The organism is Methylococcus geothermalis (assembly GCF_012769535.1).
Lineage (GTDB): Bacteria > Pseudomonadota > Gammaproteobacteria > Methylococcales > Methylococcaceae > Methylococcus > Methylococcus geothermalis.
Map to the genome: position 1 here is coordinate 645,986 of NZ_CP046565.1, position 25,096 is coordinate 671,081.

At 64.3% G+C, this 25,096-nt stretch carries 21 protein-coding genes and 1 tRNA gene; 11 read left to right on the top strand and 11 right to left on the bottom strand.

The genetic code is table 11. The annotated features are described in order from the left end of the window. The first annotated feature begins 24 nt into the window (after positions 1–24). On the top strand, positions 25–1,395 hold the full coding sequence (locus GNH96_RS03055; RefSeq protein ID WP_169602177.1) for a transglycosylase SLT domain-containing protein: 1,371 nt from the start codon (positions 25–27) through the stop codon (positions 1,393–1,395). On the opposite strand, the gene tadA is transcribed toward GNH96_RS03055, so the two are convergent. From tadA to guaB, 3 genes are read right to left on the bottom strand one after another with little or no spacing between them, the layout of a single operon-like run. Then, the gene (gene tadA, locus GNH96_RS03060; protein ID WP_169602180.1) at positions 1,392–1,850 is read right to left on the bottom strand and encodes a tRNA adenosine(34) deaminase TadA; all 459 of its coding nucleotides are present in this window, start codon (positions 1,848–1,850) and stop codon (positions 1,392–1,394) included. The two genes, GNH96_RS03055 and tadA, sit on opposite strands and share 4 nt — an antisense overlap. Beyond that, positions 1,847–3,421 (bottom strand): glutamine-hydrolyzing GMP synthase, encoded by a 1,575-nt coding sequence (gene guaA / locus GNH96_RS03065; RefSeq protein WP_169602182.1) that lies wholly within the window; start codon positions 3,419–3,421, stop codon positions 1,847–1,849. The genes tadA and guaA overlap by 4 nt, the downstream gene beginning before the upstream one ends. A 23-nt stretch (positions 3,422–3,444) precedes the next feature. Then, positions 3,445–4,908 carry an IMP dehydrogenase gene (guaB, locus tag GNH96_RS03070; protein WP_169602184.1) on the bottom strand — a complete coding sequence of 488 codons (1,464 nt, stop codon included), beginning with the start codon at positions 4,906–4,908 and terminating at the stop codon, positions 3,445–3,447. A 154-nt stretch (positions 4,909–5,062) separates the two neighbouring features. Between guaB and GNH96_RS03075 the strand changes: the two genes are divergently transcribed. Then, positions 5,063–6,316: an integrase gene (locus GNH96_RS03075; protein WP_169602186.1), complete on the top strand. Its 1,254-nt coding sequence runs from the start codon at positions 5,063–5,065 to the stop codon at positions 6,314–6,316. A 71-nt stretch (positions 6,317–6,387) separates the two neighbouring features. On the opposite strand, the gene GNH96_RS03080 is transcribed toward GNH96_RS03075, so the two are convergent. Further along, positions 6,388–8,751: a penicillin acylase family protein gene (locus GNH96_RS03080; protein WP_169602188.1), complete on the bottom strand. Its 2,364-nt coding sequence runs from the start codon at positions 8,749–8,751 to the stop codon at positions 6,388–6,390. A 73-nt stretch (positions 8,752–8,824) separates the two neighbouring features. Between GNH96_RS03080 and rph the strand changes: the two genes are divergently transcribed. From rph to GNH96_RS03115, 7 genes are all read left to right on the top strand, one after another. Beyond that, entirely contained in the window at positions 8,825–9,556 is a 732-nt protein-coding gene (gene rph, locus GNH96_RS03085; RefSeq protein WP_169602191.1) for a ribonuclease PH, read from the top strand. A 7-nt stretch (positions 9,557–9,563) separates the two neighbouring features. Next, positions 9,564–10,169 (top strand): RdgB/HAM1 family non-canonical purine NTP pyrophosphatase, encoded by a 606-nt coding sequence (gene rdgB, locus GNH96_RS03090; protein ID WP_169602193.1) that lies wholly within the window; start codon positions 9,564–9,566, stop codon positions 10,167–10,169. A 120-nt stretch (positions 10,170–10,289) separates the two neighbouring features. Next, positions 10,290–11,024, top strand: a complete 735-nt coding sequence (locus GNH96_RS03095; RefSeq protein WP_228719992.1) for a cytidylate kinase-like family protein — start codon at positions 10,290–10,292, stop codon at positions 11,022–11,024. Beyond that, positions 11,011–11,472 carry a F0F1 ATP synthase subunit epsilon gene (locus tag GNH96_RS03100; RefSeq protein ID WP_169602195.1) on the top strand — a complete coding sequence of 154 codons (462 nt, stop codon included), beginning with the start codon at positions 11,011–11,013 and terminating at the stop codon, positions 11,470–11,472. Before GNH96_RS03095 ends, GNH96_RS03100 begins: the two co-directional genes overlap by 14 nt. Positions 11,473–11,518: 46 nt before the next feature. Further along, on the top strand, positions 11,519–14,245 hold the full coding sequence (gene ppdK, locus GNH96_RS03105; protein ID WP_169602197.1) for a pyruvate, phosphate dikinase: 2,727 nt from the start codon (positions 11,519–11,521) through the stop codon (positions 14,243–14,245). A 124-nt stretch (positions 14,246–14,369) separates the two neighbouring features. Continuing rightward, on the top strand, positions 14,370–15,275 hold the full coding sequence (locus GNH96_RS03110; RefSeq protein WP_169602199.1) for an NADP-dependent methylenetetrahydromethanopterin/methylenetetrahydrofolate dehydrogenase: 906 nt from the start codon (positions 14,370–14,372) through the stop codon (positions 15,273–15,275). Positions 15,276–15,364: 89 nt separating this feature from the next. Continuing rightward, on the top strand, positions 15,365–16,270 hold the full coding sequence (locus GNH96_RS03115; RefSeq protein ID WP_169602201.1) for an NAD(P)-dependent methylenetetrahydromethanopterin dehydrogenase: 906 nt from the start codon (positions 15,365–15,367) through the stop codon (positions 16,268–16,270). 82 nt (positions 16,271–16,352) lie between these two features. Here the strand turns inward: GNH96_RS03115 and GNH96_RS03120 are convergent, their stop codons facing one another. Then, complete coding sequence (locus GNH96_RS03120) at positions 16,353–16,838, bottom strand: DUF6691 family protein (RefSeq protein WP_169602203.1); 486 nt, start codon at positions 16,836–16,838, stop codon at positions 16,353–16,355. A gap of 6 nt (positions 16,839–16,844) precedes the next feature. Next, positions 16,845–17,267: a YeeE/YedE family protein gene (locus tag GNH96_RS03125; RefSeq protein ID WP_169602205.1), complete on the bottom strand. Its 423-nt coding sequence runs from the start codon at positions 17,265–17,267 to the stop codon at positions 16,845–16,847. Between the two features lie 223 nt (positions 17,268–17,490). Here GNH96_RS03125 and GNH96_RS03130 point away from each other — a divergent pair, with 223 nt between their 5' ends. Then, positions 17,491–18,684, top strand: coding sequence for a PQQ-dependent sugar dehydrogenase (locus tag GNH96_RS03130; protein WP_169602207.1), 1,194 nt, complete (start codon positions 17,491–17,493; stop codon positions 18,682–18,684). Positions 18,685–18,731: 47 nt separating this feature from the next. Next, positions 18,732–18,807 (top strand) — tRNA-Phe (locus GNH96_RS03135). Between the two features lie 307 nt (positions 18,808–19,114). Here GNH96_RS03135 and GNH96_RS03140 read toward each other — a convergent pair. From GNH96_RS03140 to GNH96_RS03160, 5 genes are all read right to left on the bottom strand, one after another. Then, on the bottom strand, positions 19,115–19,315 hold the full coding sequence (locus tag GNH96_RS03140; protein WP_169602209.1) for a DUF2188 domain-containing protein: 201 nt from the start codon (positions 19,313–19,315) through the stop codon (positions 19,115–19,117). A gap of 251 nt (positions 19,316–19,566) precedes the next feature. Beyond that, on the bottom strand, positions 19,567–20,514 hold the full coding sequence (locus GNH96_RS03145) for a COG2958 family protein (RefSeq protein ID WP_223163460.1): 948 nt from the start codon (positions 20,512–20,514) through the stop codon (positions 19,567–19,569). A 13-nt stretch (positions 20,515–20,527) separates the two neighbouring features. Next, a complete protein-coding gene (locus GNH96_RS03150; RefSeq protein ID WP_169602212.1) occupies positions 20,528–23,632 on the bottom strand; it encodes a type I restriction endonuclease subunit R in 3,105 nt (1,034 codons plus the stop codon). Next, entirely contained in the window at positions 23,619–24,770 is a 1,152-nt protein-coding gene (locus GNH96_RS03155; protein WP_169602213.1) for a helix-turn-helix domain-containing protein, read from the bottom strand. The genes GNH96_RS03150 and GNH96_RS03155 overlap by 14 nt, the downstream gene beginning before the upstream one ends. Next, positions 24,763–25,092 carry a type II toxin-antitoxin system RelE/ParE family toxin gene (locus GNH96_RS03160; RefSeq protein WP_169602215.1) on the bottom strand — a complete coding sequence of 110 codons (330 nt, stop codon included), beginning with the start codon at positions 25,090–25,092 and terminating at the stop codon, positions 24,763–24,765. Before GNH96_RS03160 ends, GNH96_RS03155 begins: the two co-directional genes overlap by 8 nt. Between the last annotated feature and the right edge of the window lie 4 nt (positions 25,093–25,096).

The window sequence follows — 25,096 nt, forward strand, 5'->3', positions numbered from 1 at the left end:
ACAGACATACGAATGGTGCGTGACATGAATTCAAAGTTCATGGCGAACGGCGTTCTGAAAGTCGGACAAGTCAGGCTTTTGTTTCGCAAGTTCAATCGCCGTACCCGCCAGCGCTGTCTCGGCGCGGGTGTCGCGGCGCTGCTGGTGTCACAGCTTTACGGCTGCGGTAATCCGGTTCCGGAGCAGCGCAAGCTGCCGCAATTCGACAGGATCAGGGCCGCCGGAGAGCTCCGGGTGCTGATCCGCCACAAGCGTTTCTCCTCGTCCCGGACGGCTTGGGGCCCGGCCGGTTTCGAGCGCGACCTCCTCCAAAAATTTGCCGAATATCTTGGCGTCAGGCTCCGGTTCATTCCCGTCCAGGCCCGAAGCCTAGCGGAACGGCTGGGCGACGGCGACGCTGATCTGGCGGCGATTCCTTCCCATTCGCCGGCCCGTATCGGCGACGCAACGCAAGGAGGCATGACGCGTGTCGCCGATGGCGAGCCTCCACCGTTCGCCGAGGTTACGCGGGTCGGCGGCTGGATAGCGGCGGCTGCGGGTGGCCTTCGGGGAATGGCGCGGAATAGCGCACAGAAGTTCAATCCACGGCTCGCCCTTGCGGAATATCCGCATCGCGGTGTACGTGCGTTGAGGTGGGCCATCCCTGAAAGCGCCGGTGTTCGCGGCTCGCGGGCGCTGGCCTTGATGTTCGCCGACCCGGAGGGCGAATATCTGGCGCGGGCGGCCGAGAATTTCTTCCGCGACCTGCGGGAGCACAAAGGACTCGATCAGTTGGCCGATCGCCACTTCGGTCATCGCGAGGGTATCGATACCGCCCTCGATCGCACGCTGCGCACGTCCTACAGCCGTCAGTTGGGCAAATACCGCAGGATTTTCGTCGAGGCAGGGGAACGCCACGGCCTGGATTGGCGGCTGCTTGCGGCGGTGGCTTTCCAGGAATCGAAATGGGATGGCAATGCCGTGTCGGCCGAAGGCGTGCGTGGCATGATGATGCTGACCGGCACGACGGCACGCGAACTGGGGGTCGACCGCAACAATGCGGGGCAGAGCATTCACGGCGGCGCACGCTACCTCAAGGAAGTCTGGTCGCGCTTGCCGGGCGAGATCGCCGAGCCGGACCGCACCTGGTTTGCGCTTTCCGCCTACAACTTGGGTTTAGGCCGCGTTGAAAGCGCGCGCCGCCTGGCGAAAGGCATGGGGCGCGATCCCAACAAGTGGATCGAGCTCAAGAAGACCTTGCCGCTGGTCGGCGCCAAACGCAGCGGCGGCCGTCCTCGCCGTCCTTCGGCACGCGGGAAGCTGACGGTCCACTACGTGAACCGGGTGCGACACTACTACGACCTGCTGGTCCGACTCAGCGAGAAGAAGCGAAACGGACAGTCGGAGCAAGGCTAGCGGCGGTTCCGGAAGAAGTTTCGCAGGAGCTGGCCGCATTCCTCGGCCAGCACGCCTTCCGTCAGCTCGACCCGGTGATTCATGAACTCGGCATCGTTGAGCCGGACTGCGCTCACCGCCGCGCCGCGCTTGGGATCGGCGGCGCCGAACACCAGCCGGCCAACGCGGGCGTGCAGGATCGCGCCCATGCACATGGCGCAGGGTTCGAGCGTGACGTACAGCGTCGTATCCACCAGCCGATAATTGCCCACGCGCGCGCCGGCGGCGCGCAAGGCGACGATTTCCGCATGGGCGGAGGGGTCGTGGGTGGAAATGGGCCGGTTGTAGCCTTCGCCCAGGATTTCGCCGTCCTTGACCAGCACCGCTCCGATGGGGACTTCGCCCGCCGATTCGGCGGTCCGAGCCAAGTCCAGGGCTTGGTGCATCCAGGTTTCGTCAGAGCGTGGTTCGCTCATTCCCACTCGATCGTCGCCGGCGGTTTCCCCGAGATGTCGTAGGTGACCCGGGAGATACCAGGGACTTCGTTGATGATGCGGCGCGAGACGAGGTCGAGGAAGTCGTAGGGCAGGTGGGCCCAGCGGGCGGTCATGAAGTCGACGGTTTCCACCGCGCGCAGCGCGACCACGTAGTCATAGCGGCGGCCGTCGCCCATCACGCCGACCGATTTCACCGGCAGGAAGACGGCGAAGGCCTGACTGACCTTGTCGTACAGGTCGTGGCGGTAGAGTTCTTCGATGAAGATGGCGTCGGCGCGGCGCAGGAGGTCGGCGTACTCTTTCCTGACCTCGCCGAGGATGCGCACGCCCAGGCCGGGGCCGGGGAAGGGGTGGCGGTAGACCATTTCATACGGCAGGCCGAGTTCGAGGCCGATCTGGCGGACTTCGTCCTTGAACAGCTCCCGCAGCGGCTCGACCAGCTGCAGCTTCATGGTCTCCGGCAGGCCACCCACGTTGTGATGTGACTTGATGACGTGTGCCTTGCCGGTCTTGGAACCGGCGGATTCGATCACGTCCGGGTAGATGGTACCCTGGGCCAGCCAGCGGGCGTCTTCGATCTTCGCTGCTTCTTCGTCGAAGATTTCCACGAACAGCCGGCCGATGATCTTGCGCTTGGCTTCGGGGTCGGCGATTCCCTGGAGGGCGCCCAGGAAGCGGCCTTCGGCATTGACCCGAATGACCCGCACGCCCATGTGTTCGGCGAAGGTCGCCATGACCTGGTCACCTTCGTTGAGGCGGAGGAGGCCGGTATCGACGAAGACGCAGGTCAGCTGTTCGCCGATGGCATGCTGGAGCAGGGCGGCGACCACGGATGAGTCCACCCCGCCGGACAGGCCCAGTACCACGCGTTCGGCGCCGACCTTCGTCCGCACCTTGCCGATGGCGTCCTCGATGATGTTGCCCGTGGTCCAGCGGGCTTCGCACTGGCACAGCTTGCGCACGAAGCGCTCCAGGATGCGCTTGCCCTGGCGGGTGTGGGTCACTTCCGGGTGGAACTGCAGTGCGTAGAAGCGCCGTTCCTCGTCCGCCATGCCGGCGATGGGCGCGCTGTCGGTGCTGGCGATCAGCTTGAAGCCGGGCGGCAGGCCGACCACCTGGTCGCCGTGGCTCATCCACACGTCGAGCAGCCCATAGCCTTCGGGCGTGGTGTGGTCCTCGATCTCGTTCAGCAGTTGCGAATGGCCGTGCGCGCGCACCTGGGCATAGCCGAATTCGCGGTGCTCGACGGCCTCGACCTTGCCGCCGAGCTGTGCCGCCATGGTCTGCATGCCGTAGCAGATGCCGAGCACCGGCACGCCATGGGTGAACACCGAGGCCGGGGCGCGGGGCGTGTCCGCGCCGGTGACGCTCTCGGGACCGCCAGACAGGATGATGCCCTGGGGAGCGAATTCGGTTATGAAGTCGTCGCCGCAGTCGTAGGGATGGATTTCGCTGTAGACCCCGAGTTCGCGCACCCGCCGCGCGATCAGCTGGGTGTACTGGGAGCCGAAATCCAGGATCAGGATTTTTTGGGCGTGGATGTCGGTCATCGGGGGTTTGCGAGGTTCCGGTTTCAGTCGAGGCGGTAGTTCGGCGCTTCCTTGGTGATGGTCACATCGTGAACATGGCTCTCGCGCATGCCCGCCGTGGTCACCCTCACGAAGTTGGCGTGCTCGCGCATTTCCTCGATGGTCCTGCAACCGGTATAGCCCATGGAGGCGCGGACGCCGCCGACCAGTTGATGCAGGATGGCGATGAGGCTGCCCTTGTGCGGGACCCGGCCTTCGATGCCTTCCGGCACCAGTTTTTCGGCCTCGGTGCTGTCCTGGAAATAGCGGTCGCTGGAGCCTTGCTGCTGGGCCATGGCGCCCATCGAACCCATGCCGCGGTAGGCCTTGTAGGAGCGGCCCTGGTACAGCTCGACTTCGCCGGGCGACTCTTCGGTGCCGGCGAACAGTCCGCCGATCATCACGCAGTGGGCGCCGGCGGCGATCGCTTTGGCCACGTCGCCCGAGTAGCGGATGCCGCCGTCGGCGATGACGGGAATGCCGGTGCCGGCCAGTGCCTCGGCGACATTGGAGACCGCGCTAATCTGCGGTACGCCGACGCCGGCGATGATGCGGGTGGTGCAGATCGAGCCGGGGCCGATGCCGACCTTGACCGCGTCGGCCCCCGCTTCCGCCAGTGCGCGGGCGGCGGCGCCGGTGGCGATGTTGCCGCCGATCACCTGGACCTGCGGGAAGTGGGTCTTGACCCAGCGCACCCGGTCCAACACGCCCTGGGAATGCCCGTGAGCGGTATCGACCACGATCACGTCGACGCCGGCATCGACCAGCGCTTCAACCCGCTCCTCGGTGCCGGCGCCGGTGCCGACGGCAGCGCCTACGCGCAGGCGCTCGAACTCGTCCTTGCAGGCCTGCGGGTAGTCCTTGGACTTCTGGATGTCTTTCACCGTGATCATGCCGCGGAGCTGGAAGGCTTCGTTGACCACCAGGATCTTTTCGATGCGGTGCTGGTGCAGCAGTCGGATGGCCTCCTCCTTGCTCGATCCTTCCTGCACCGTGACCAGGCGTTCCTTCGGCGTCATCGCCTTGGTGACGGGTTCGTCGTAGCGGGTTTCGAAACGCAAGTCGCGGGCGGTGACGATGCCGACCAGTTCGTCACCGTCCACCACGGGGACGCCGGAGATGTTGCGGGCCCGCGTCAGCTCCATGACCTCGCGGATGGTTGTGGTCGGCGGCACGGTGATCGGCTCCTTGATCACGCCGCTTTCGTATTTCTTGACGCAGCGAACCTCATAGGCTTGGCGCTCTGCGGTCATGTTCTTGTGGATGATGCCGATGCCGCCTTCCTGGGCGATGGTGATCGCGAGTCTGGCCTCGGTCACGGTGTCCATGGCGGCCGACAGCAGGGGGATGTTCAGCGGGATGCCCCGGGTGAGCCGGGTGCTCAGGGAAACGTCGCGGGGGAGCACGTTCGAATACGCAGGAACCAGCAGGACGTCATCGAAAGTCAGCGCTTCTTGATCGATACGCATGGGATACTCCCGGCAGGTAAAAAACTGATTAGTCTAACCTTTTTTCTGCCGATGTAAACCGGCAGCCTTGTCCAATGACACATGAGCCTGAACGAGGGTGTGTATTTCCAGCGTGAGATGAGCCTGAAGGGGCGAGGGTTGGGATCATGGAGACATGATCGTGACCTTACAGACCCAAAACCTTCGAACCCTCGCCCAGGTGCGGGCCTTCGTGGCCGGCATTGAGGCGGTTTCCTTCCAACTGACCGATCGGGAAAGCGCCTACGCCTGGATGACCGATATGCTCGCCCGTTTTCGCTACCGTTCTTGCTCTCGCGCCGACAAAGGGGTGCTGCGCCTTTATCTGGCCAAGGTGACGGGGCTGTCGCGTGCGCAGGTGGCGCGCTGCATCAGGCAGTTTTTGGCGAGCGGCCATATCGAAGACCGCCGAGGTGCTCCCGCCGTGCCCTTTGTGCGGCGCTATACGGATGAGGACGTGCGTCTTTTGGCCGAGATGGATGCCTTGCATGGCACGCTCTCCGGGACGACCACGCGCAAGCTGTGCGAACGTGCGTATCGCGTGCATGGCGATGTTCGCTTTGTGCGGCTGGCGGGCATCTCCAACGGGCATCTGTACAACCTGCGCCGGCACAAGACCTATGAGGCCCGCCGCGGCGTCTTCGACAAGACCCGGCCGGTGAAGGTGGCCATCGGTGAGCGGCGTCGCCCCCATCCTGCCGGGCAGCCGGGCTTTGTGCGCGTCGATAGCGTCCACCAGGGCGATTGGGACGGCATCAAGGGGGTGTATCTCATCAACGCGGTGGATGAGGTGACCCAGTTCCAGGCCGTCTTTGCCGTGGAGCACATCAGCGAGGCCTATTTGCTGCCGGTGCTCTCCGCCATGATGGACGCCTTCCCCTTCGTGATTCGGGGCTTCCACAGCGACAACGGCGCCGAGTTCATCAACTACAAGGTGGCCGCGCTCTTGGAGATGCGCCACGAGCAGACCAAGTCACGCTCGCGCAAGACGACGGACAATGCCCTGGTGGAGAGCAAGAACGCCTCCACCGTGCGCAAGTACCTGGGCTACAGCCACATCCCGCAACACTGCGCGAGTCTCGTCAATGCCTTCACGGTGGAGGTGCTCTCGCCTTACCTGAACTTCCACCGCCCCTGCCACTTCCCCACCGAATACGTGGACAAGAAGGGGCGTATGCGCAAGCGCTACCGCTACGAGGACATGATGACGCCGTATGAGAAGCTGCGCTCGCTGCCCGAGGTGCAGCGCTTCCTGAAGCCGGGCCTTACCCTGGAAAAACTGGAGACAATAGCCTTCGCATGCAGCGATAATGAGGCCGCCCAACACCTCAACCAGGCCAGGGCAACACTCTTTCAAACCATCAGCCAATCCCAACCTCGCGCCGCCTGATTCCCACCCCTCACTCCCCTTCGTTCAGGCTCATGTCTGGATTGGAAAATACTCCCCTCGAGGGCGAGGCGTCACGGCGCCGGCCGCAGCCGCAGCGTCTCCTGTGCCGGCCCCGGCTCGAACGGCAGGGGCCGGCCGGCGGCCCAGGCATCCTGCTGATCGCGGTAGTGCGGCGATAGCGGATGGCCGGACTGCCCGGCCGGCATGTGCAGGATGCCGTCGCCATGATGACCGGGCGATACCACTAGCCGTTCGCTGGCCCCCTGATGGGGCGTCAGCACCCGGACGCAGTAGCCGCCACAGCCGGCGCCGTCCACTTCCGGCATGTCCAGCAGCGCCGACACCAGGGGCAGGTTCCTGCTGAAGGGATGCCGGACCGCCACCCGGTTGACCCGGCCCCAGGGCAGATCCTTGAGTTCGGCGACGCTGAATTCCTGCTTGAGTTCGTCCACGCTTTGCCTGAGCACGCCGCGCAGAAAGCCTTCCCAGGACCCGCTGCGGTCCGGGACGGTGCCCGGCAGGCGGGAGGAAATCAGCGCGCGCAGCGGCGTCTCCGCCTCGCGCCAGGCATAGACGAAGCTGGGATCGGCCTGGCTGCAATTCGCCAGGAGGCGGGAGAACACGGTGCGGGCGAGATTGCGGCGGTAGCGGACCAGCAGCGCGATGCCCCGGCTGTCCGCCTCCATCCGGCCATCCCAGGCTTCCACCGCCCGGCGGGCGTCGGCGAGAGCCGGATCGCCGGCGGCCGCCGTCCATGCCAGGACCAGGTCGCGGTAGAATTCAAAAAACTCGCTGCGGGTATCGAGCTGCAAACCGAACAGCTCGCGCTCGGTTAGCGCCTGCGCATTCTTCAGGCTTTCGCCGATGCGGTAGGCGCGGTAGCTGTTGGAATAGTTGTGGCCGAGGACATAGGGGTAATCGCGGCCCACCGTGCGGTTGTTGGCCGTGGCAAGGAAGCCCGAGGCGGGATCGACGACCCGCGGCAGCCGTTCGGGCGGGACGAAGCCGTCCCAGGCGGCGGCCCCGTCGCTCCAGCTCCGGCTCACCGAACCGTCGAAACCGCGCCGCAGTGGAAAGCGGCCGGTGAGGGTCCAGGCGATACGCCCTGCCCGGTCGGCCAGCACCACGTTCTGGGGCGGGTTTCCGGTGCGGTTCATGACCCTGATGGCCGATTCCAGGTCGCCGGCGCCGTCCATGTCCAGCAATCCGAGATCGACCCCTTGGGCCTCGAGCGCGGTCCAGCGCAGCGCCACCGGCTGGCCCACCAGCGGCTCGGTCATGACCGGTCCCCAGCGGCTGGATTTCAGCACCAGCGTCTGATCCGCGCCGTCCTTCACGCGCACGGTTTCGGTGCGCGTGTCCAGCGTCGCCCAGCCTTCGGGCGTGCGGTAACGGTCGGGCTCGGAGGCATGCATCTCCAGCTTCACCAGGTCGAGCACGTCCGCGTCGACATTGGTGAAGCCCCAGGCGATCCGGCCGTTGCTTCCCGCGACCAGCAGCGGCAGGCCGGGAAGGGTCACGCCGCTCATCACGGCCTCGCCATAGCGCAGTTCGGCCCGGTACCAGATGTTGGGCACGCCCAGGTTCAGATGCATGTCGTTGGCGACGATCGCCCGGCCGTCCCGGGTCCGGCTGCCCGCCACCGCCCAGTTGTTGGACCCGGCGGCCAGCGCCTCGGCGTCTACCCTGGCGCCCAGCTCCGGCGGCGGGGCCTCGCCCAGCAGTTTCGCCAGCGCGGTCGCAGGGACCGGCTGTGCGGGACGGCGCGATCCGTTTCCCCCGGCGATGACCGAGGTGTAGGCGTCGACGTCCGGTGTCAGGAACGCCACAACCTCGGCGGGCAAGGTTTCGGCCATCACGCTGAGCATGCGCTCTTCCTCCGGATGGCCGTTGAGGGTTTGGAACATGTTGAGGCCGACCAGCAGGCTGTCCTCCGCCCGCCAAGGCTTGGGCGCGTAACCGAGGACCAGCATTTCCGGTGGCGGGACGGTCTGTTCGGCCATGCGGGCATTGACGCCCTCGACGTAAGCCTCGAGCGCCCGCCGCTGGGATTCGGGCAAGCCGGCGACGATGGCCGCCGCCGCACGCTCGAAGGCATAGACGCGCTGCGCCCGGTCGTGGGCCAGCGCCTGTTCGCCGAAGATTTCGGCCAAGCGGCCCGCGCCTTTGCGCCGCATCAGGTCCATCTGGAACATGCGGTCGCGGGCGTGCAGGTAACCCAGCGCGCGCAAGGCGTCTTCGCGATTCGCCGCCGCGACCCGCGGAATGCCGAGCGCGTCGAACTCGACGGTGGCGGGATGGGCGAGGCCGCGCAGGACGCTCTCGCCCGCCGTGGCGGGCAGCGATGCCGCGGCCTTTTCCAGGCGGGTGCCGGCATAGGTCGCAAGGGCCAGTACGCCAAACCCGAGCAGATACAGGATATGCTTGAATTTCATGGTGGAAGCGCTTCGGCGCCGCAACAGCAATTCGAGTATACTGACGCGCTTTTCATCGGATAAGCAAGCCCACATGAGACCCAGCGGACGCAGTCCCGATCAACTCCGGCGTATCGCCTTCACCTGCAACTACACCAAGCATGCCGAAGGCTCGGTGCTCGTCGAATTCGGCGATACCCGGGTCATCTGCACCGCCAGCGTGGAAGAGCGGGTTCCGCCTTTCCTCAAGGGCAAGGGCAGCGGTTGGATCACCGCCGAGTACGGCATGCTCCCCCGCGCCACCCACGAACGCACGGGCCGCGAGGCCGCTCGCGGCAAACAGGGGGGGCGGACCATGGAGATCCAGCGCCTGATCGGCCGCTCGCTGCGCGCCGCGCTGAACCTGGAAGCCCTGGGCGAGCGCACCGTCACCATCGACTGCGACGTCATCCAGGCCGACGGCGGCACCCGCACCGCCTCGATCACCGGAGGCTACGTCGCTCTGGTGTTGGCCGTGCAGCGGCTGCTGAAGAGCCGGAAGATCAAGACCAATCCGGTGCATGGCCAGATCGCATCGGTCTCGGTCGGTATCTGCCAGGGGGTTCCCGTCCTCGACCTGGACTATGCCGAGGACTGCGACGCCGAAACCGACATGAACGTGGTCATGAACGATGCCGGCGCCTTCATCGAAATCCAGGGCACGGCCGAAGGCCACGCGTTCCGCCGCGACGAGCTGGACGCCATGCTGCGGCTCGCCGAGAGCGGCATCGCCGATCTGCTGCTGCACCAGCAGGAGGCGCTGGAGAGTTGCGGTATCGCACGCTAGACATCCCATGTCGGGCAAGTGCGTCCTCGCCAGCAACAACACGGGCAAAATCCGCGAACTCCAGGTCTTGCTCGCGCCGCTGGGTTTCGAGATCGTCGCCCAGGGCGCCCTGGGGATTCCGGATGCCGACGAAACCGGTTCCAGCTTCCTCGAAAATGCGCTCATCAAGGCGCGACATGCGGCCAAGCACAGCGGCCTGCCGGCCATTGCCGACGATTCCGGCCTGGAAGTCGAGGCGCTAGGCGGCGCGCCCGGCGTGTATTCGGCGCGCTATGCCGGCCCGTCTGCCTCCGACCGCGACAACATCGACAAATTGCTGGCCGCCTTGAACGGCGTCGAGGCCGAGCGCCGCAGTGCGCGGTTTCGCTGCGTCATGGTGTTCGTCCGCCGCGCCGATGACCCGGCGCCGGTGATCGCCGAAGGGGTCTGGGACGGCGGGATCGGCGAGAGCTGTCGCGGGAATGGCGGCTTCGGCTACGACCCCGTGTTCATCGTTCCGCAAACCGGCCTTTCGGCGGCCGAACTTCCGCCGGAGGAAAAAAACCGCTTGAGCCACCGCGGCCAGGCCGCCACGCTTCTTGCCAACCGGCTGCGCGATCTGACGACCGGCTGATCGGGTAGACGCCGCGGGCTGTCATCCCACTGTACATCGACAGCATGTGGAAAAGCCACCAAAATTGAGCCTGGCCCCGGCGTTCCGAACGGCCGGCTCCCGCGACGAACAGAGGTGCGCATGACCAGTTCCGACACACTCAAATTCCTCGAATCGCTTCTGGCCAAGGACTTCAAGGCCGAACACCACCGGCGCCAGCCCCGCAAGCGTTCCGAGCCGCTCGTCATCACCCTGTCCCGCGATTTCGGCGCCGGCGGCGAAGCGCTGGCCGCCGAACTGGCCCGCTTTCTCGATCTCCCGATCTACGACAAGGAGATTCTCGACCGCGTCGTCCAGAAGACCGGGATCGACAAGATTCATCTCGAGCATCATGACGAACAAAGCGCCGACCGCATCAGCGATGTGCTCTACAACCTGGTGTTCGGCACGGCGGCCACCCGTCACGATTACCGGCGTGCGCTGATCAAGGTGGTGACCGACCTGGCGAAGAACGACTGCATCATCATCGGCCGCGGCGCCCATCTGATCCTGGCGGGCCGCAAGGTGTTCCGCCTGCGCGTAGTCGGGTCGCGTCCCGTCTGCGGCGAACGCGTCGCGGCGGAACTGGGCATCAGCCAAGCCGAGGCCGAGCGCCTGGTGTTCGAGACCAACAACAAGCGGCACAAGTCGGTCCAGACCTTGTTCAGCGACCTGTACGACGAATGCTCGCTGGAAAATGCGACCAATTTCGATCTCGTGCTCAACACCGATCACCTGCCGGCCGGACACGCCACGCCGACCGTCCTCGTCGCAGCGCAGCAGTTCGGCTTCGAAATTTTCGACTTCCGGCAGCGGGAAGCGCATGAAGCGGGCTGAAGGGCAGGCTGCCTCCCGCTTGCTCCGGGTCGAGATCGTCGACGTTTGCCGCAATATATTTTCCGGGCCCTGCAGGCGGGTGGTCGCTCCCGCGGCTGACGGCGAGGTCGGCATTCTGCCCCGGCATACGCCGTTCCTGACCCAGCTTCGGCCCGGCGAGATACGGCTCCAGACCGAGAGCGGCGAAGAGCAGTACTTCTATCTGTCCGGCGGCTACATGGAAGTCCAGCACTGGGAGGTCAGCATTCTGGCCGACCAGGTGCTCCGCTCCGAGGAAATCGACCGCGAGGCCGCCTTGGAGGCCAAGCGCGGCGCGGAGCGCGTCCTCCGCGAGAACCGGATTCCCAGCGAGCGCGACCGCGCCTATCTGGAATTGCTCAAGGCTCTGGCCCAGTTGCGCCTGCTGGAGCGGCTGAGTGCGCAAAAACTGGGCCGGACCCGGCCCTGATCCTGCGGCGGCAAGCCGCGAACGCGATAGCTCGAGGAGATCCATCATGACAATGAAGAAGCGTGTCTATGCCTTCACTGAAGGCGACGGCAAGAACAAGCGCCTGCTCGGCGGCAAGGGCGCCAACCTCTGCGAGATGACGCAGATCGGGCTCAACGTGCCGCCGGGTTTCGTCATCACCACGGAAGCCTGCCTCGAATACCAGGCCGACAAGGCCCTGCCGGAAGGGCTGATGGACGAGGTCAGAGGCCACATGGCCAGGCTCGAACAGGCGACCGGCAAGCGCTTCGGCGATCCGGACAATCCCCTGTTGGTCTCGGTGCGTTCCGGTTCGGCGCTGTCCATGCCGGGGATGATGGATACCATCCTCAACCTCGGCCTCAATCACGACACCCTGCAGGGCCTGATCCGGCAGACCGGCAACGAGCGCTTTGGCTACGATGCCTACCGGCGGTTCATCCAGTTGTTCGGCAAGGTGGCGCTGGGCGTTCCCGACCACCTGTTCGACGCCGAGTTCGAGGCCGTCAAGCATCAGGCCGGGGTTGCCGCGGACATCGGCTTGAGCGCAGCCCACTTGGCCGACATCGGCGAACGGTTCCTCGCCATCGTACGCCGCCATACCGGCAAGCCTTTTCCCGAGGACGTCTACGAGCAGCTCGAGATCGCGATCCGGGCGGTGTTCGACTCCTGGATGGGCAAGCGTGCGGTGGATTACCGCCGCGAATTCCACATCACGCCCGACCAGGCCAACGGTACCGCGGTGAACGTGGTGACCATGGTGTTCGGCAACATGGGCGATGATTCCGCCACCGGGGTCGGCTTCACCCGCAACCCCAGCACCGGGGAGAAGGAAATGTTCGGCGAGTACCTCGTCAACGCCCAAGGCGAGGACGTGGTCGCCGGCATCCGCACGCCGAAACCCGTGCAGGAGATGGCGAGCGAAATGCCGGAGCTTTACGCCCAGCTGGTGGAACTGCGCGACAAGCTCGAAGGCCATTACCACGAGGTGCAGGACTTCGAGTACACCATCGAAAAAGGCGTGCTGTACTGCCTGCAGACACGCAACGGCAAGATGAACGCGCAGGCGATGGTGCGCACCTCGGTGGACATGTGTACGGAGGGTTTGATCACACGGGAGCAGGCCCTGCTGCGGGTCAATCCGAGCCATCTGGAACAGCTGCTCCATCCCTGCCTCGACACCTCCCACAAGCCCGTGCCACTGGCCCAGGGGCTGCCAGCCTCGCCCGGCGCCGCCAGCGGCCGGTGCGTGTTCGACGCCGACCAGGCCGAGTTGCTGGGGCGGGCCGGCGAAAAGGTCATCCTCGTGCGCGAGGAGACCAAGCCGGAAGACATCCACGGCTTCTTCGCCTCCCAGGGCATCCTCACCAGCCGCGGCGGCAAGACTTCGCATGCCGCCGTGGTGGCCCGCGGCATGGGCAAGGCCTGCGTCGCCGGCGCCGAGGGCATCAAGGTGGACAGCCGCGCGCGGCTGGCCATGGTGGGGGACGTCACGCTGCGCGAGGGTGACATCATCACCATCGACGGCAGCACCGGCAACGTCTACCTGGGTGAGATTCCCACCATCACGCCGACCTTTTCCGAGCACCTCAAGACCCTGCTGTCCTGGGCCGACGAGGCTGCGCATCTCAAGGTCATGGCCAACGCCGATACCCCGGAGGCGGCGAAGCAGGCGCGCGAGTATGGCGCCGTGGGCATCGGTCTGTGCCGCACCGAACGCATGTTCAACGCCAGCGACCGGCTGCCGGTGGTCGTGGAAATGATCCTGGCCCCCGGCACCGAGGAGCGGAAGGCCGCACTGGACAAGCTGCTGCCGATGCAGCGCGGCGATTTCCAGGCGATCTTCAGCCTCATGGCGCCGCATCCGGTCACCGTCCGCCTGCTGGACCCGCCCATCCACGAATTCCTCCCCGGCGAGCATTCGCTGACGGATGAGATCCAAGCGCTGCGGGAATACCAATGGGTCGCCAAGGGTCGGGCGGCGGCCTTGAGCGCGCTCGGTCGGGCCGCCGATGCCGACGGCGTCGGCGAAGACGCCATCGCGGCCGTCATCGCCCGCAAGGAGCGGCTGCTGGCCAAAGTCCGGGAACTCCACGAGATCAACCCGATGCTGGGGCACCGCGGGGTTCGGCTCGGGATCACCTTCCCCGAAATCTACGAAATGCAGATTCGCGCCGTGCTCGAGGCCGCGGCCGAGTGCGCCAAGGCGGGCGTGGCCGCCGCTCCGGAAATCATGGTGCCCCAGGTCGTCGACGGCGCGGAACTGGAATGCGTCCAGGCGATGGTCGAGCGCATGCGGGCTGAAGTCGAGGCCAGCCACGGCGTCCGACTCCATTTCAAATTCGGCAGCATGGTGGAAACCGTCCGCGCCTGCGTGAACGCCGACGGGCTGGCGCGAACCGCGGAATTCTTCTCCTTCGGCACCAACGACCTGACCCAGGCGACCTGGTCGTTCTCGCGCGAGGATGCGGAAAACAAGTTCCTGCCGCAGTACATCGGCGGCGGCATCCTCAAGGACAACCCGTTCGAAGTGCTCGACGTCGCCGGCGTCGGCGTTCTGATGCGGATGGCGGTGGAAAAGGGGCGCAGCGTCCGTCCGGACCTCGAAATCGGCATCTGCGGCGAGCACGGCGGGCATCCCGCTTCCATCCGCTTCTGCGACGGCATCGGCCTCAGCTACGTCTCCTGCTCGGCGCCGCGGGTACCGGTCGCCCGGCTGGCGGCGGCCCACGCCGCCTTGACGAACGGGGAGTGAGGCACGCCGGTGAGGGGGAGGGAATTCGCCCCCGCCAAGCGCGGAGGCCGCGGTTTGCCATCGTTCCACCGCGTCCGTATACTTCGCCGACCGTGTAACGACTGGCCGAATCGAGGAGCGCGCCGTGGAAAAGCCTTATATCCTGCACATGTTCACGCCGGAAAAGAATCTGAGCCCGTTCGACGCGAACATGGCGCTCGATGCCGGCTGGTTGTCCCTGGTGCCATATACGAACCTGGAGCTGGGGGAAATCACCGCCATGGTGCAGGACGCGATCTTCTCGCGCAGCCTCGCCGGGGTGAAGCGCACCGCGATCTTCATCGGCGGACGCGACGTCGGCACCGCCATGAGCATGCTGCGCACCGCCCAGAAATCGATGGTGCCGCCGTTCGAGATTTCCGCTTTCGCCGATCCGAGCGGCGCCTTCACCACTGCCGCGGCGATGGTCGCGATGGCCGAGGGCGAGCTGCGGAAGCATCACCAGACCGGCCTCGAAGGCAAGTCGGTGCTGGCACTTGGCGGCACGGGCCCGGTCGGCCAGATCGCCGCCGTGCTGGCGGCCCGCGCCGGCGCCAAGGTCAAGATCATCGGACGCCAGCTCGAAAAGGCCCAGAAAGTGGCCGAGCTGTGCAATGCGGAATTCGGTGAAGGCCAGACCTCCATCGAGGGCGACGCCGATGCCAACAAGGGCGAACTGCTGAAGACCGCCGATGTGGTATTCGCGACCGCCGCGGCCGGCATCCAGGTGCTCAGCGCCGAGCTGCTGGCGGCATCGCCCCGGCTCAAAGTGGCCGCCGACGTCAACGCCGTGCCGCCGTCCGGCATCGCCGGATTGGGGCCCCATCACAAGGGCACGCCGATCGAAGGTTCGCCGAGCGGGGCCATCGGTATCGGCGCGCTGGCCATCGGCAACGTCAAATACCAAGCCCAGCACCGGCTGCTGCTGCGGATGCGCAACACCGACAAGCCGGTCTATCTGGCATTCAACGAGGCATTCGAGATCGCCCGCGAAGTTGTCCGCGGCGGCTGAGGCCAGCCCGAGGCCGCGCCGGCTGGAATTTTCGCCGGGCGCGGCCCGACACCCTCTTTCTTACTGATTTTTTCCGAGACCCACCCAGAATGGAAAAACGCGCCGTCCTCCACATGTTCGACCCCATGCCGCATGTCAGTCCGTTCGACATCAACATGGCGATTGATGCTGGCTTCGAGGTCATCGTGCCCTATAGCAACGTCAAGGCGGAAGAGGTGCATGGCCTGGTCCAGGATGCGATTTTCTCGCGCGGCCCTGCCGGGGTGAAGCGGACCGGCATCTTCATCGGCGGACGCGATCTGGCGGTGGCGCTCACCATGCTGGAAACCGCCAGGGCCGCGATGGTGCCCCCGTTCGAAGTGTCGGTGCTGGCCGATCCCAGCGGCGGGTTCACCACCGCGGCGGCGCTGGTGGCGCTGGTCGAGAAGCAGCTCAAGCTGAAGCACGGCGCGGAGCTGGCCGGGCAGCGCGCCATGGTGTTCGGCGGCACCGGTCCCGTCGGCATTGCAACCGGCGTCATTGCATCGCTGGCCGGAGCGGACGTGACCCTCGTCGACCCCTTCAACGTCGAAACCGCGCTGGCCAAGGCCGACGAATACAATCAGCGCTGCGGCGCGCGTCTGCACGGCACTTTCGCCGGCTCGGAAGCCGACAAGGCGCGCCTGCTGTCGAATGCGGACGTCGTGTTCTGCACCGCCAAGGCCGGCGTCGAGGTGCTGAACGCTTCGGTTCTGGCCGATGCCCACCGACTCAAGGTCGCCGGCGACGTCAATGCCGTGCCGCCTCTGGGCATCGAGGGCATCAAGCTGAAGCACAACGGCGATCCCTTGGTTCATGCCGTCAACAGCCCCGGCGCCGTCGGCATCGGAGCGCTTGCCGTCGGCAACGTCAAATACCAGTTGCAGAACCATCTGCTTGCCCTGCTATTGGCGTCGGAAATCCCGGTGTTCTTTGATTTCCGGGCCGCGTTCGAGCGGGCACGCGAAATCGTCTGACAGCGGATTTCTTTTGGGGAAAACTAAAAAACCCTGCCTTTACGGGCAGGGTTTTTTGTTGCCGCAATAGCCCTTGCTGGGCTCAGGTGCCGTCGGCCGAGCCTGGCACCTGGACGGCTTCAATGGCAGCGGTGTCGAGCGTTGCCAGCCGCCCGGCCTGCCGTGCATTGAGCCAGCGCCCCGCTGCGAGCCCGCCGAACATAAAGGCGACGAACACCCAGACGCCGGCATCGGCAGTGACCAGTGAAACCACGGCGGGGCCGGGACAATAGCCGGCCAGCCCCCAGCCCATCCCGAAAATTCCGGCGCCGCCGACGAGGCGCCCGTCGACGTATTTCCGGACCGGGAGGTCGAAGCGGTCTTCCAGGACAGGGCGCCCGCGTCGCAGGATCCGCGGAAACAGGATAAAGGTCAGGCCTACCGCGCCGCCCATCACCAGCATCAGCGAGGGATCCCAGTTTCCGCCGATGTCCAGGAACCCGAGAATTTTCTCGGGCCGGGTCATTCCGGCCAGACCCAGCCCCAAAGCGAAGACCAAACCCCAGAGGAAAGCGCTGACAATCGGCATGCCGGCTCAACCTCCGTTCAGGCGGTTGAAAAGGAACACGGTCGCCATGCCAGTGCCCATGAAGGTCAGGGTCGCGACCAGAGAGCGCAAGGACCGCCGGCCCAGCCCACAGACGCCATGCCCGCTGGTGCAGCCGTTGCTGATCTGTGCACCCAAGCCGACCAGAAAGCCGCCGAAGCCCAGTACCCACAGCGGCCTCGGAGCGGCTCCGAAAGCCTGCGGGTGGACACCGAGCAACAGCATCCCGGCTGCCAACAGCCCCAGCACGAAGGCGAATCGCCATGGCATGTCGCCGGCACCGGGCGGCATCAGCCCCGTTAGCAGATGGCTGATACCGGCCAGGCGGCCGTTGAAATAGAGGAGGCCACAGGCGGCCGATCCGATCAGTACGCCGCCGCCGAGGGTCGACACGAGGGTTTGAATAGTCATAGTGGATGAGATCGAAGTTTGAATCTGCGTCAATGAGGAGGCTCCCTATCGCAGGCACTATAGGCATCTCGGGGAGGCTAGGCAAAGAGCTTTTTCTGATTTGCTTATATTCGTTCGAGTTTCATCATGCCCTTCGCGCCGGCCTCTCCGCTCATTTTCCCTCCGCCGCGAAGTGCGTTATCTTGAAGGCCGAAAACCCGCGATCGACGGAGGGCCTTGAGCCATGAAAAAGGCTTTGTGGTATCTAGTCTTGCCTGCAGTGCTGATCCTCGTCGTGGCGCAGCGGTTCGGCCATCTGACGGTCAACTTCCCTCTCAAATCCGTGCTCGGCGGAGCAGCGCCCCCGGCCGAGGAGGCTTTGCGCCACCGCCTCAGCCTCCCTCCCGGCTTCAGCCTCGCGGTTTATGCGGCGGATTTGCCGGGTGCCAGGATGCTGCGTTTCACCAGGACCGGCGATCTGCTGGTCAGCCAGCCGAATGCCGGTGCCATCGTCCTGCTGGAAAAGGATGCCGACGGCGACGGTCACCCTGACGGCCGGCAGCCATTGCTGGCTGGGCTGAGCCGACCTCACGGCCTCGATCTCTGGAACGGATGGCTCTACGTCGCCAAGACCTACGGCGTCATCCGCATCCGCTACGACGCGGCCCAGCGGCAGACGTCCGGTGCGCCCGAAACGGTCGTCAGCGGCATTCCCGGCGGCGGCAATCACTGGAGCCGAACCCTCAAATTCGGTCCAGACGGCGGCATGTACGTCTCCGTGGGATCGAGCTGCAACGTCTGCATCGAAGACGATCCGCTTCGCGCCACCCTGTTGCGCTTCGAGCCGGACGGCACCAAGCGGGAAATCTATGCCTCCGGCCTGCGCAATACCGTTGGTTTCGACTGGCGCCCCGGCACCCGCGAGCTTTATGGCACCGACAACGGCCGCGACCTGCTGGGCGACGATTTCCCGCCGTGCGAACTCAACCGCATCGAAAAAGGCGGCTTCTACGGTTGGCCCTATGCCAATGGCAACCGCATCGCGGACCCCGATTACGGCAAGGGGCATGAGGTTGACATCCAGCGAAGCATTCCGCCCGCACATGAATTCAAGGCGCATGTCGCACCGCTGGGCATGGCGTTTCTCAAAGGTGGCAAACTTCCGCAGGCATACCGCGGCGCCGCCTTGGTCGCTTTGCACGGCTCCTGGAACCGATCGAAAAAGCAGGGCTACGAAGTCGTATCGCTGCACTTCGGTCCCAACGGACGGATCGACGAACGCCCCTTCCTCACCGGTTTCAATATCGACGAAGAAGTGATCGGTCGGCCGGTAGACGTCGCTGAAGGGCCCGACGGCGCCATTTATGTGTCCGACGACTACGCCGGGACCATCTACCGTATTCGGTACGAAACGGCTCCCGACGATTCGCATGATTGACTTGACTTGATGGGGCGTTCGCTGGTTTAATTACCAGCTCTTGTGCTGGCCAGGTAGCTCAGTTGGTAGAGCAGGGGACTGAAAATCCCCGTGTCGGCGGTTCGATTCCGTCCCTGGCCACCAGATTCAAAGCCCAACCCTTCTCGGTTGGGCTTTTTCACATCACGGTTTTCCCCTCGCTGTGCGGAGATTCCGCCGATTTTGCGTGTACCATAGGCAGTAGCGCGCCAAACATAAAACGCTTGTCGCCCCACCCCGTTTGACTCTTTTCCGGTCTCGGCTCTCAAAAAAAATCGGCCAGAGCCTCGTCAGCCAAGCACACGCAGAAACCCTTTCGCGACAAGCGCTTGCCATCGGTGCGCTGCGCCGGGTTCGACGCATGGAGCGCATGTCGCCAATAGTCGAACCCGATGCCCGCGTGGCAGCAATCTCAGCCCCCGGGCGGGTGCGGATCATTGCCGTAGCTGTTGCGCTCGCGGGTGCGACCGTTCTCGCCATGAATCAACACCTCGCTGCGCTGGTTGATGGCGATGTCACGGGCGATATGTTCGGCCTCTGACTGGGTGCGATGGTGCGCGGTGTCTCGCTGGTTCCCTGCACCACGCACGATCCAGCCGTCATCGCGCTTCACGGGATGTTGGTGTTTTTACCGGTCATTTCAAAATCCTTTCAAGGTTGGGTAGATGCTGGAAGTCGGGGGATAGGCTGTCGAGTCGCCCCCCTTTCCTAGATCACGAAGTCAGGTTTGAGCCAGTAGTAACCCTTGCGAGGGATTCACGCTGCTGGTCAGCCGCACCCACGCCGACTCCCGCGACGGTTGGTTCGGTGCGTTTCAGCGCGGCGACGAACGTCTCAACGTCATCGGCCACCTGGAATAGGTGGTCAATCGTCCAGTTCCGGAACGTCCCAGTCCGCCGGGCGCGCCTCGCCGGTCTGGTAGAACTGCTTCACCAGCTTCACGTATTCCAAGAAATCTCTGTTCTCCGTGGCCAGCCGATTGGCCATGTCCCAATCGATCTCGTCACGCTCTCGGGCCGGAATCAGCACCTGACTGTCGGCAGGGTTGTCCACGTCCAGCTTGATGAAACCGATGCCGTGAGCGGCGAACAGCATCCGCAGCTCCTTGAGCGTGTCTGTGCCACCGATTTCCGCCGCGACCAGGTAGCCGAAATTGGCCCACGACGAGTTCGACACGGCCTGAAAGAAGCACTCGCGCACGTTCGAACGGTTGATCAGCAGCTTGGCCTCGAACGACCACAGCTTGGTGCGTTTGTCGGAATACTGCGTCACGCAGTCGCGCACTTCGCGGTGCCACTCCTTGCCCAAGTCCTCCATGCCCACCACGTCCGGGTACAGCCAGCGGTTGCCATTTGGCCCGCGCTTGTTCGATGAGCGCTTCTCGTCGATGCGCTTGGAGAAAACGCCAAACTCCTCCCACAGGTATTGCGAGAGCAGCGGGTACAGAGCGTGCTCGTCAATCTTGAGCTGCCCAGAGTCGGCTGCTGAACTGGCTGCCGCGCCTTCGACCGCAGCTACCTCCGCGCTGTCCGACTTTTCGGAGTAGTAATACTTGCGCGGACGTCCCTCGGTCGTTTTCAACCCCATCTGTTTATTTTGCAGACGTGGCATTTGTGAGCTGATTTCCCTGACGATTTGCTGCACGAGATCCGCGTCAGTCTCCAATGCCTGACTGCTGCTTTTCTTAGCCTGACACTCATCGGGGAACGTGGCAAACACCCACTCGGCGATCTGGCGTGCCGTGTATTTCTCCTCGGGCCGCTCTTTCAAGAAGCCGATGACGGTATTTGCAAGATTCAGCTTCATTTGCATGTCTCCCATGCCATCACAGACCCACCCCAGCCTGTGGCGGAGCTTTCGGCGGAACCGCACCTGGCTGGTAGGTCACATCGAACACCATGTCCGTCAGCCAGCGCTTGAAGTTGGGGTTGTCGCTGAACTGCTTGAACAGTTCGGTGTGGTCGGACAGCAGCTCCAGCACCACGCGGTTGAGCGCCTTGTCGTGCTCCAGCTTGGCGTTCTGCTTGTCGGAGTTGGCCTGCGCGTTCTGGTAGGCCTTGTCCTGCGCCACCCGCGCTGGAATCTCCTCGGTGATGACCTTGCGGATCTTGTCCTCGTCCTTCCACTCGATGTTGCCGAACAGGTCGTTGAAGGTCTTGATGATCGCGGAGAGTTTGTCGATGTCTGGCTCCCCCTTGCCGCCACCGCTGCCCGGGGGCACCGGCTCGACGGTGGCGTCGGCATCGTCCATCGCCATCTTCAGCGCGGCTCTGGCTTCCACCCGGTAGCTGTCCATATCGATGGTCTCCAGCACCCCCTTGGAGAGGTCTTCCTCCTTGGGCGCGGGCAACTTGGGGATGAGGAAGTTCAGGAAGATCGACAGCTTCTCCCACGCTGGATGACCGTAGCTCAGAATCGCGGCGAGGAAACCGTAGCTGCGGACGAAGGCCTTGGCTTTCCCCTTGAACTTGACCTGATCGTCCTCGCCGAGCTTGTCGGTGTATTCGGCTACGCACGCATCGAGGATCGGATCGAGTTTGTCCCGGTCTGCGCCACTCAAGTAAAGCGCCACCAAGTCTTCCACCTGCTGCCAGCTATACACCTGCTGCCCGTCGAGTTCGGCCTTCAGGTCATGCAGCTTGTTGGCGTCGGTTTCGCCGGTCTGGATGGTGGCGCGGTAGTAATCCTGGAACGCCGCCTTCACCGCCTCGGCGTTGTCGGCGAAGTCGAGCACGAAGGTGTCGTGCTTCTGTGGATGCGCGCGGTTCAGGCGTGACAGGGTCTGCACTGCCAGCACGCCCGCCAGCGGCTTGTCCACGTACATCGTGTGCAGCAAGGGTTCGTCAAAGCCGGTGACGAACTTGTTGGCGACGATCAGGAATCGATACGGGTCTTGCTTGAACCGGGCCGGAATGTCCTTGCTTGGAAACCCGTTGAGATCGGCCTCGGTCTTCTTCTGCCCGCCGATCTCGAAATCACCCGAGTACGCCACGATGGCCTTGTACGGGCTCTTGATCTGCGTGAGGTAGTCCGACACTTCGCGCCAGTAGTCGATGGCCCGCGCGATGCCGTTGCACACGATCATCGCCCGCGCCTTGCCGCCGATCTTCTGCTTGCCCGCCACCTGCGCGACGAAGTGATCGACCATGATCTCGGCCTTGCGGCGAATGGCCTTGTCATGCGATTCGACGTAGTGGCGGATTTTCTTCAGAGCCTTCACCTTGTCGAATTCCGGGTCGTCTTCCACCGTCTTGGCCACTTGGTAGAAGCTGTCGTAGGGGGTGTAGTTCTCCACCACGTCGAGGATGAACTTCTCCTGGATGGCCTGCTTGGTGGTGTAGGTCAGTTCTTCGGGCGAGCGGAACTGCACCTTGTCGCCGACCACGGTCTTCTCGCCGAACAACTCCAGCGTCTTGTTCTTGGGTGTGGCCGTGAATGCGAAGTAGCTGGCGTTGGCCAGCAGCTTGCGCGAGGCGATGCGCTTCTCGATTTCCGCGTTCACCGCATCCTGCGTGCTGTCCTCCTCGAACGCCTCTTCGGCGTCCTGGCCGCTGGCGTCAGGGGCGGCCGCTTTGCCGCCAAGCGCTTCGTGCATCCGCGCCGTGGTCTTGCCGCCCTGGCTGGAATGCGCCTCGTCGATCAACAGCGCGAAGCGCTTGCCGGATAGGTCGCCCAGCTCATCGAGGATGAACGGGAATTTCTGCACCGTGGTGACGATGATTTTCTTGCCCCGGCGCAGGTACTCGCGCAGCTCCTGTGCGTTGTCGGAGTGGCCGAAGATCGCCGCCACGTGGTCGTAACCCTTGATGGTGCGGGCAATCTGTGTGTCCAGCGCGCGCCGATCGGTGATGACGATGATGGAGTCGAACTGCGCCGTCAGCGGATCATCCTTGCGGCGCAGCTCCACCAACTGGTGCGCCAGCCAGGCAATGGTGTTGCTCTTGCCGCTGCCTGCCGAATGCTGGATCAGATAACGCTGGCCCACGCCATCTTCACGGGCGCGGCGCAGCAGGGCACGCACCGTGCGCAACTGATGAAAGCGCGGGAAGATCTGCTTGCGCTTCTTGCGTTTTTTGCCGCTGGCGTCCGCTTCTTCCTCCTCCACCACCTGGGCGAAGCTCTCGATGATGTTGGCCAGCGACTCGCGGGTCAGCACCTCTTTCCACAGGTAATCGGTCTTCAAACCATTCGGGTTGGGCGGGTTGCCCGCGCCGCTGTTGTAGCCCTGATTGAACGGCAAAAACCACGAGGCCTTGCCCTTCAGCTCAGTGCAGAACGCGGCCTCCGCGTCATCGACTGCGATGTGCGCCACGCAACGCCCCAACTGGAACAGCAGCTCCTGTGGGCTGCGCGTGGTTTGGTACTGAACGATGGCGTCGGCCAGGGTCTGCTTGGTCAGCGAGTTTTTCAGCTCGAACGTCAGAACCGGCAGACCGTTGATGAAGATCACCAAGTCCAGCTCGTTGCCGGAATCGTTGCTGTAGCGCACCTGCCGGGTGACGCTGAATATGTTCTTGCCGAAGGCATCCGCTGCGGCGGCATTGCCCGGCGTGGGCAGCAGCTTGTAGAGATCGACGTGTACGGGCCCGTGGCTGACGCCTTTGCGTAGCACGTCGACCACCCCGCGCTTGGTGATCTCGCCCTGCAGCCGGTGCAGGAACTGGGTGCGTTTGATGCCGTCCGCCGCCAGTTCCAGCGTTTCCACCACCTCGGGTTGGGTGGCCTGCAAGAAGGCGAGCAACTGCGCCACATCCAGCGCCACATCGCGGTTGTAGTCGCTGGCGCGGCCCTGAACGTAGCCGCCCGGCGCATATACCGCCAGAGGTTCAGCCGCACTCTGTGCGGTCACGGGCGGGGTCTCGCCCATGCCCGTCAGATGGCGCACGATCAAAGCCTCGAGGGCTTTTTCACTGGTGTCAGTCACGCCCATGGCTCGCCTTTTTGACATCAGGCTCGGGATGACTCCAGCGAAAACTTACCTTCAAACCGTTCATCCACGAAGGCGGAATGATTCTCTCGTGCTGCAGACGGCCCACGACGATGCCAGGATGGATGGACAACGCTTGGGCAAAGGCACGCACGTCGGCCTTGCGCGTGAGACCTTGCAGCACCTCAATATGCTCTCGAGGGATCAGAAAATCTGCCGCCCACTGGTTGGCCTCGTGCTCGCGCGCGTCGTCGCTTGCAGGCCCATCCGGGTCGTCAAGAAACACGGCCTTGCGGTCTTCCGCCGATGTCCCGTGCAACAGGAGATGCGCCGCCTCGTGGAAGAAGGTGAACCAGAAACGGTCGTTGGTTTTACCATAAAGGGAGAGCTGGATCAGGGGACGCGATGGTGTTAGCCAGCGCGCCACGCCGCTCACATGTGCACGCGGAATGGCGGGTACCAAGACCAACACCACTCCCGCCTCGCGCAGCAGCCGTTTCATACCTGGCTCGAACACCTGCGGGGGCTCGACCGTGAGGCTGCGGATCTCTCTCAAGGCACGCTCGAAGCGCGCACGGTCAAACTTGGGACTATCCCAAGCTTCCGCCTGCTTCTCGCCAAGGCGCAGCCAGGTCGCAATCGCGCCAAGGTCACTTTGCTCCTCACGGCTGCGACGGTAATGCGCCTGCATACCAGGGTATACGACATTCCACTCCTCGGGCGAGGCTACCCCGAAAAAGCGCAGACACGCTTCCACCAGCGCAGGTTTGTGCTTCTCGACCACGCGCAACTTGGGGATGGCTTCAAATTCCATCAGTTCTTTGAGCGGCAGCTTGTCAAGCCAGTCCGTCCAGCCCGCACAACGTTCCGCAGACTTTTGGCGCTCCAGCCGCTCACGATAGAGCGCTTCTCGGCGCAGCCAGAAACCCGCCGTGCTGCCGATCACCCGCTCCAAACGGGAAGCCGTCTCTTCGGTGACGGGCGCTTTGCCGTTGATAAGCTGGCTCACATGCTTCTCGGTGTAGCCGAGGCGGCGCGCCAGTTCGGCCTGCGTCCAGCCGCGTTCTTCCAGCACATCCGCAATGGTGTCCCCGGGCGGGGAGACCCAGTCGGGTGCAAACGGTGCATCCAGATCAGTCATGGTAATCCCCAATGTATTCGATACAAACAATAGTCACGACCCGCCAGTCGATGCCGCCGTCCGCATGGCACGGCACGGGGTCGTTGGCCGGGGTGAAGGTCAATCGCCAACCGCCTGCAAGATTTACCGCGTACTGGCCGGCCAAATCTCCGGTGAGGCGGTGGGGGTTGCCGGCAACCAGGTCGGTCACCGACTGCGCCGCCTGCAGGTCACCTAGCCGCGCCCTGAGCTTGCGTGCGCATTCCGCCCCCAGTTTTTTGCGTGCCACGGCTTCGCACTCGCAGAGCTCGCGCACCTTCTTGTTGCGAAATCTGATCTCCAAACCA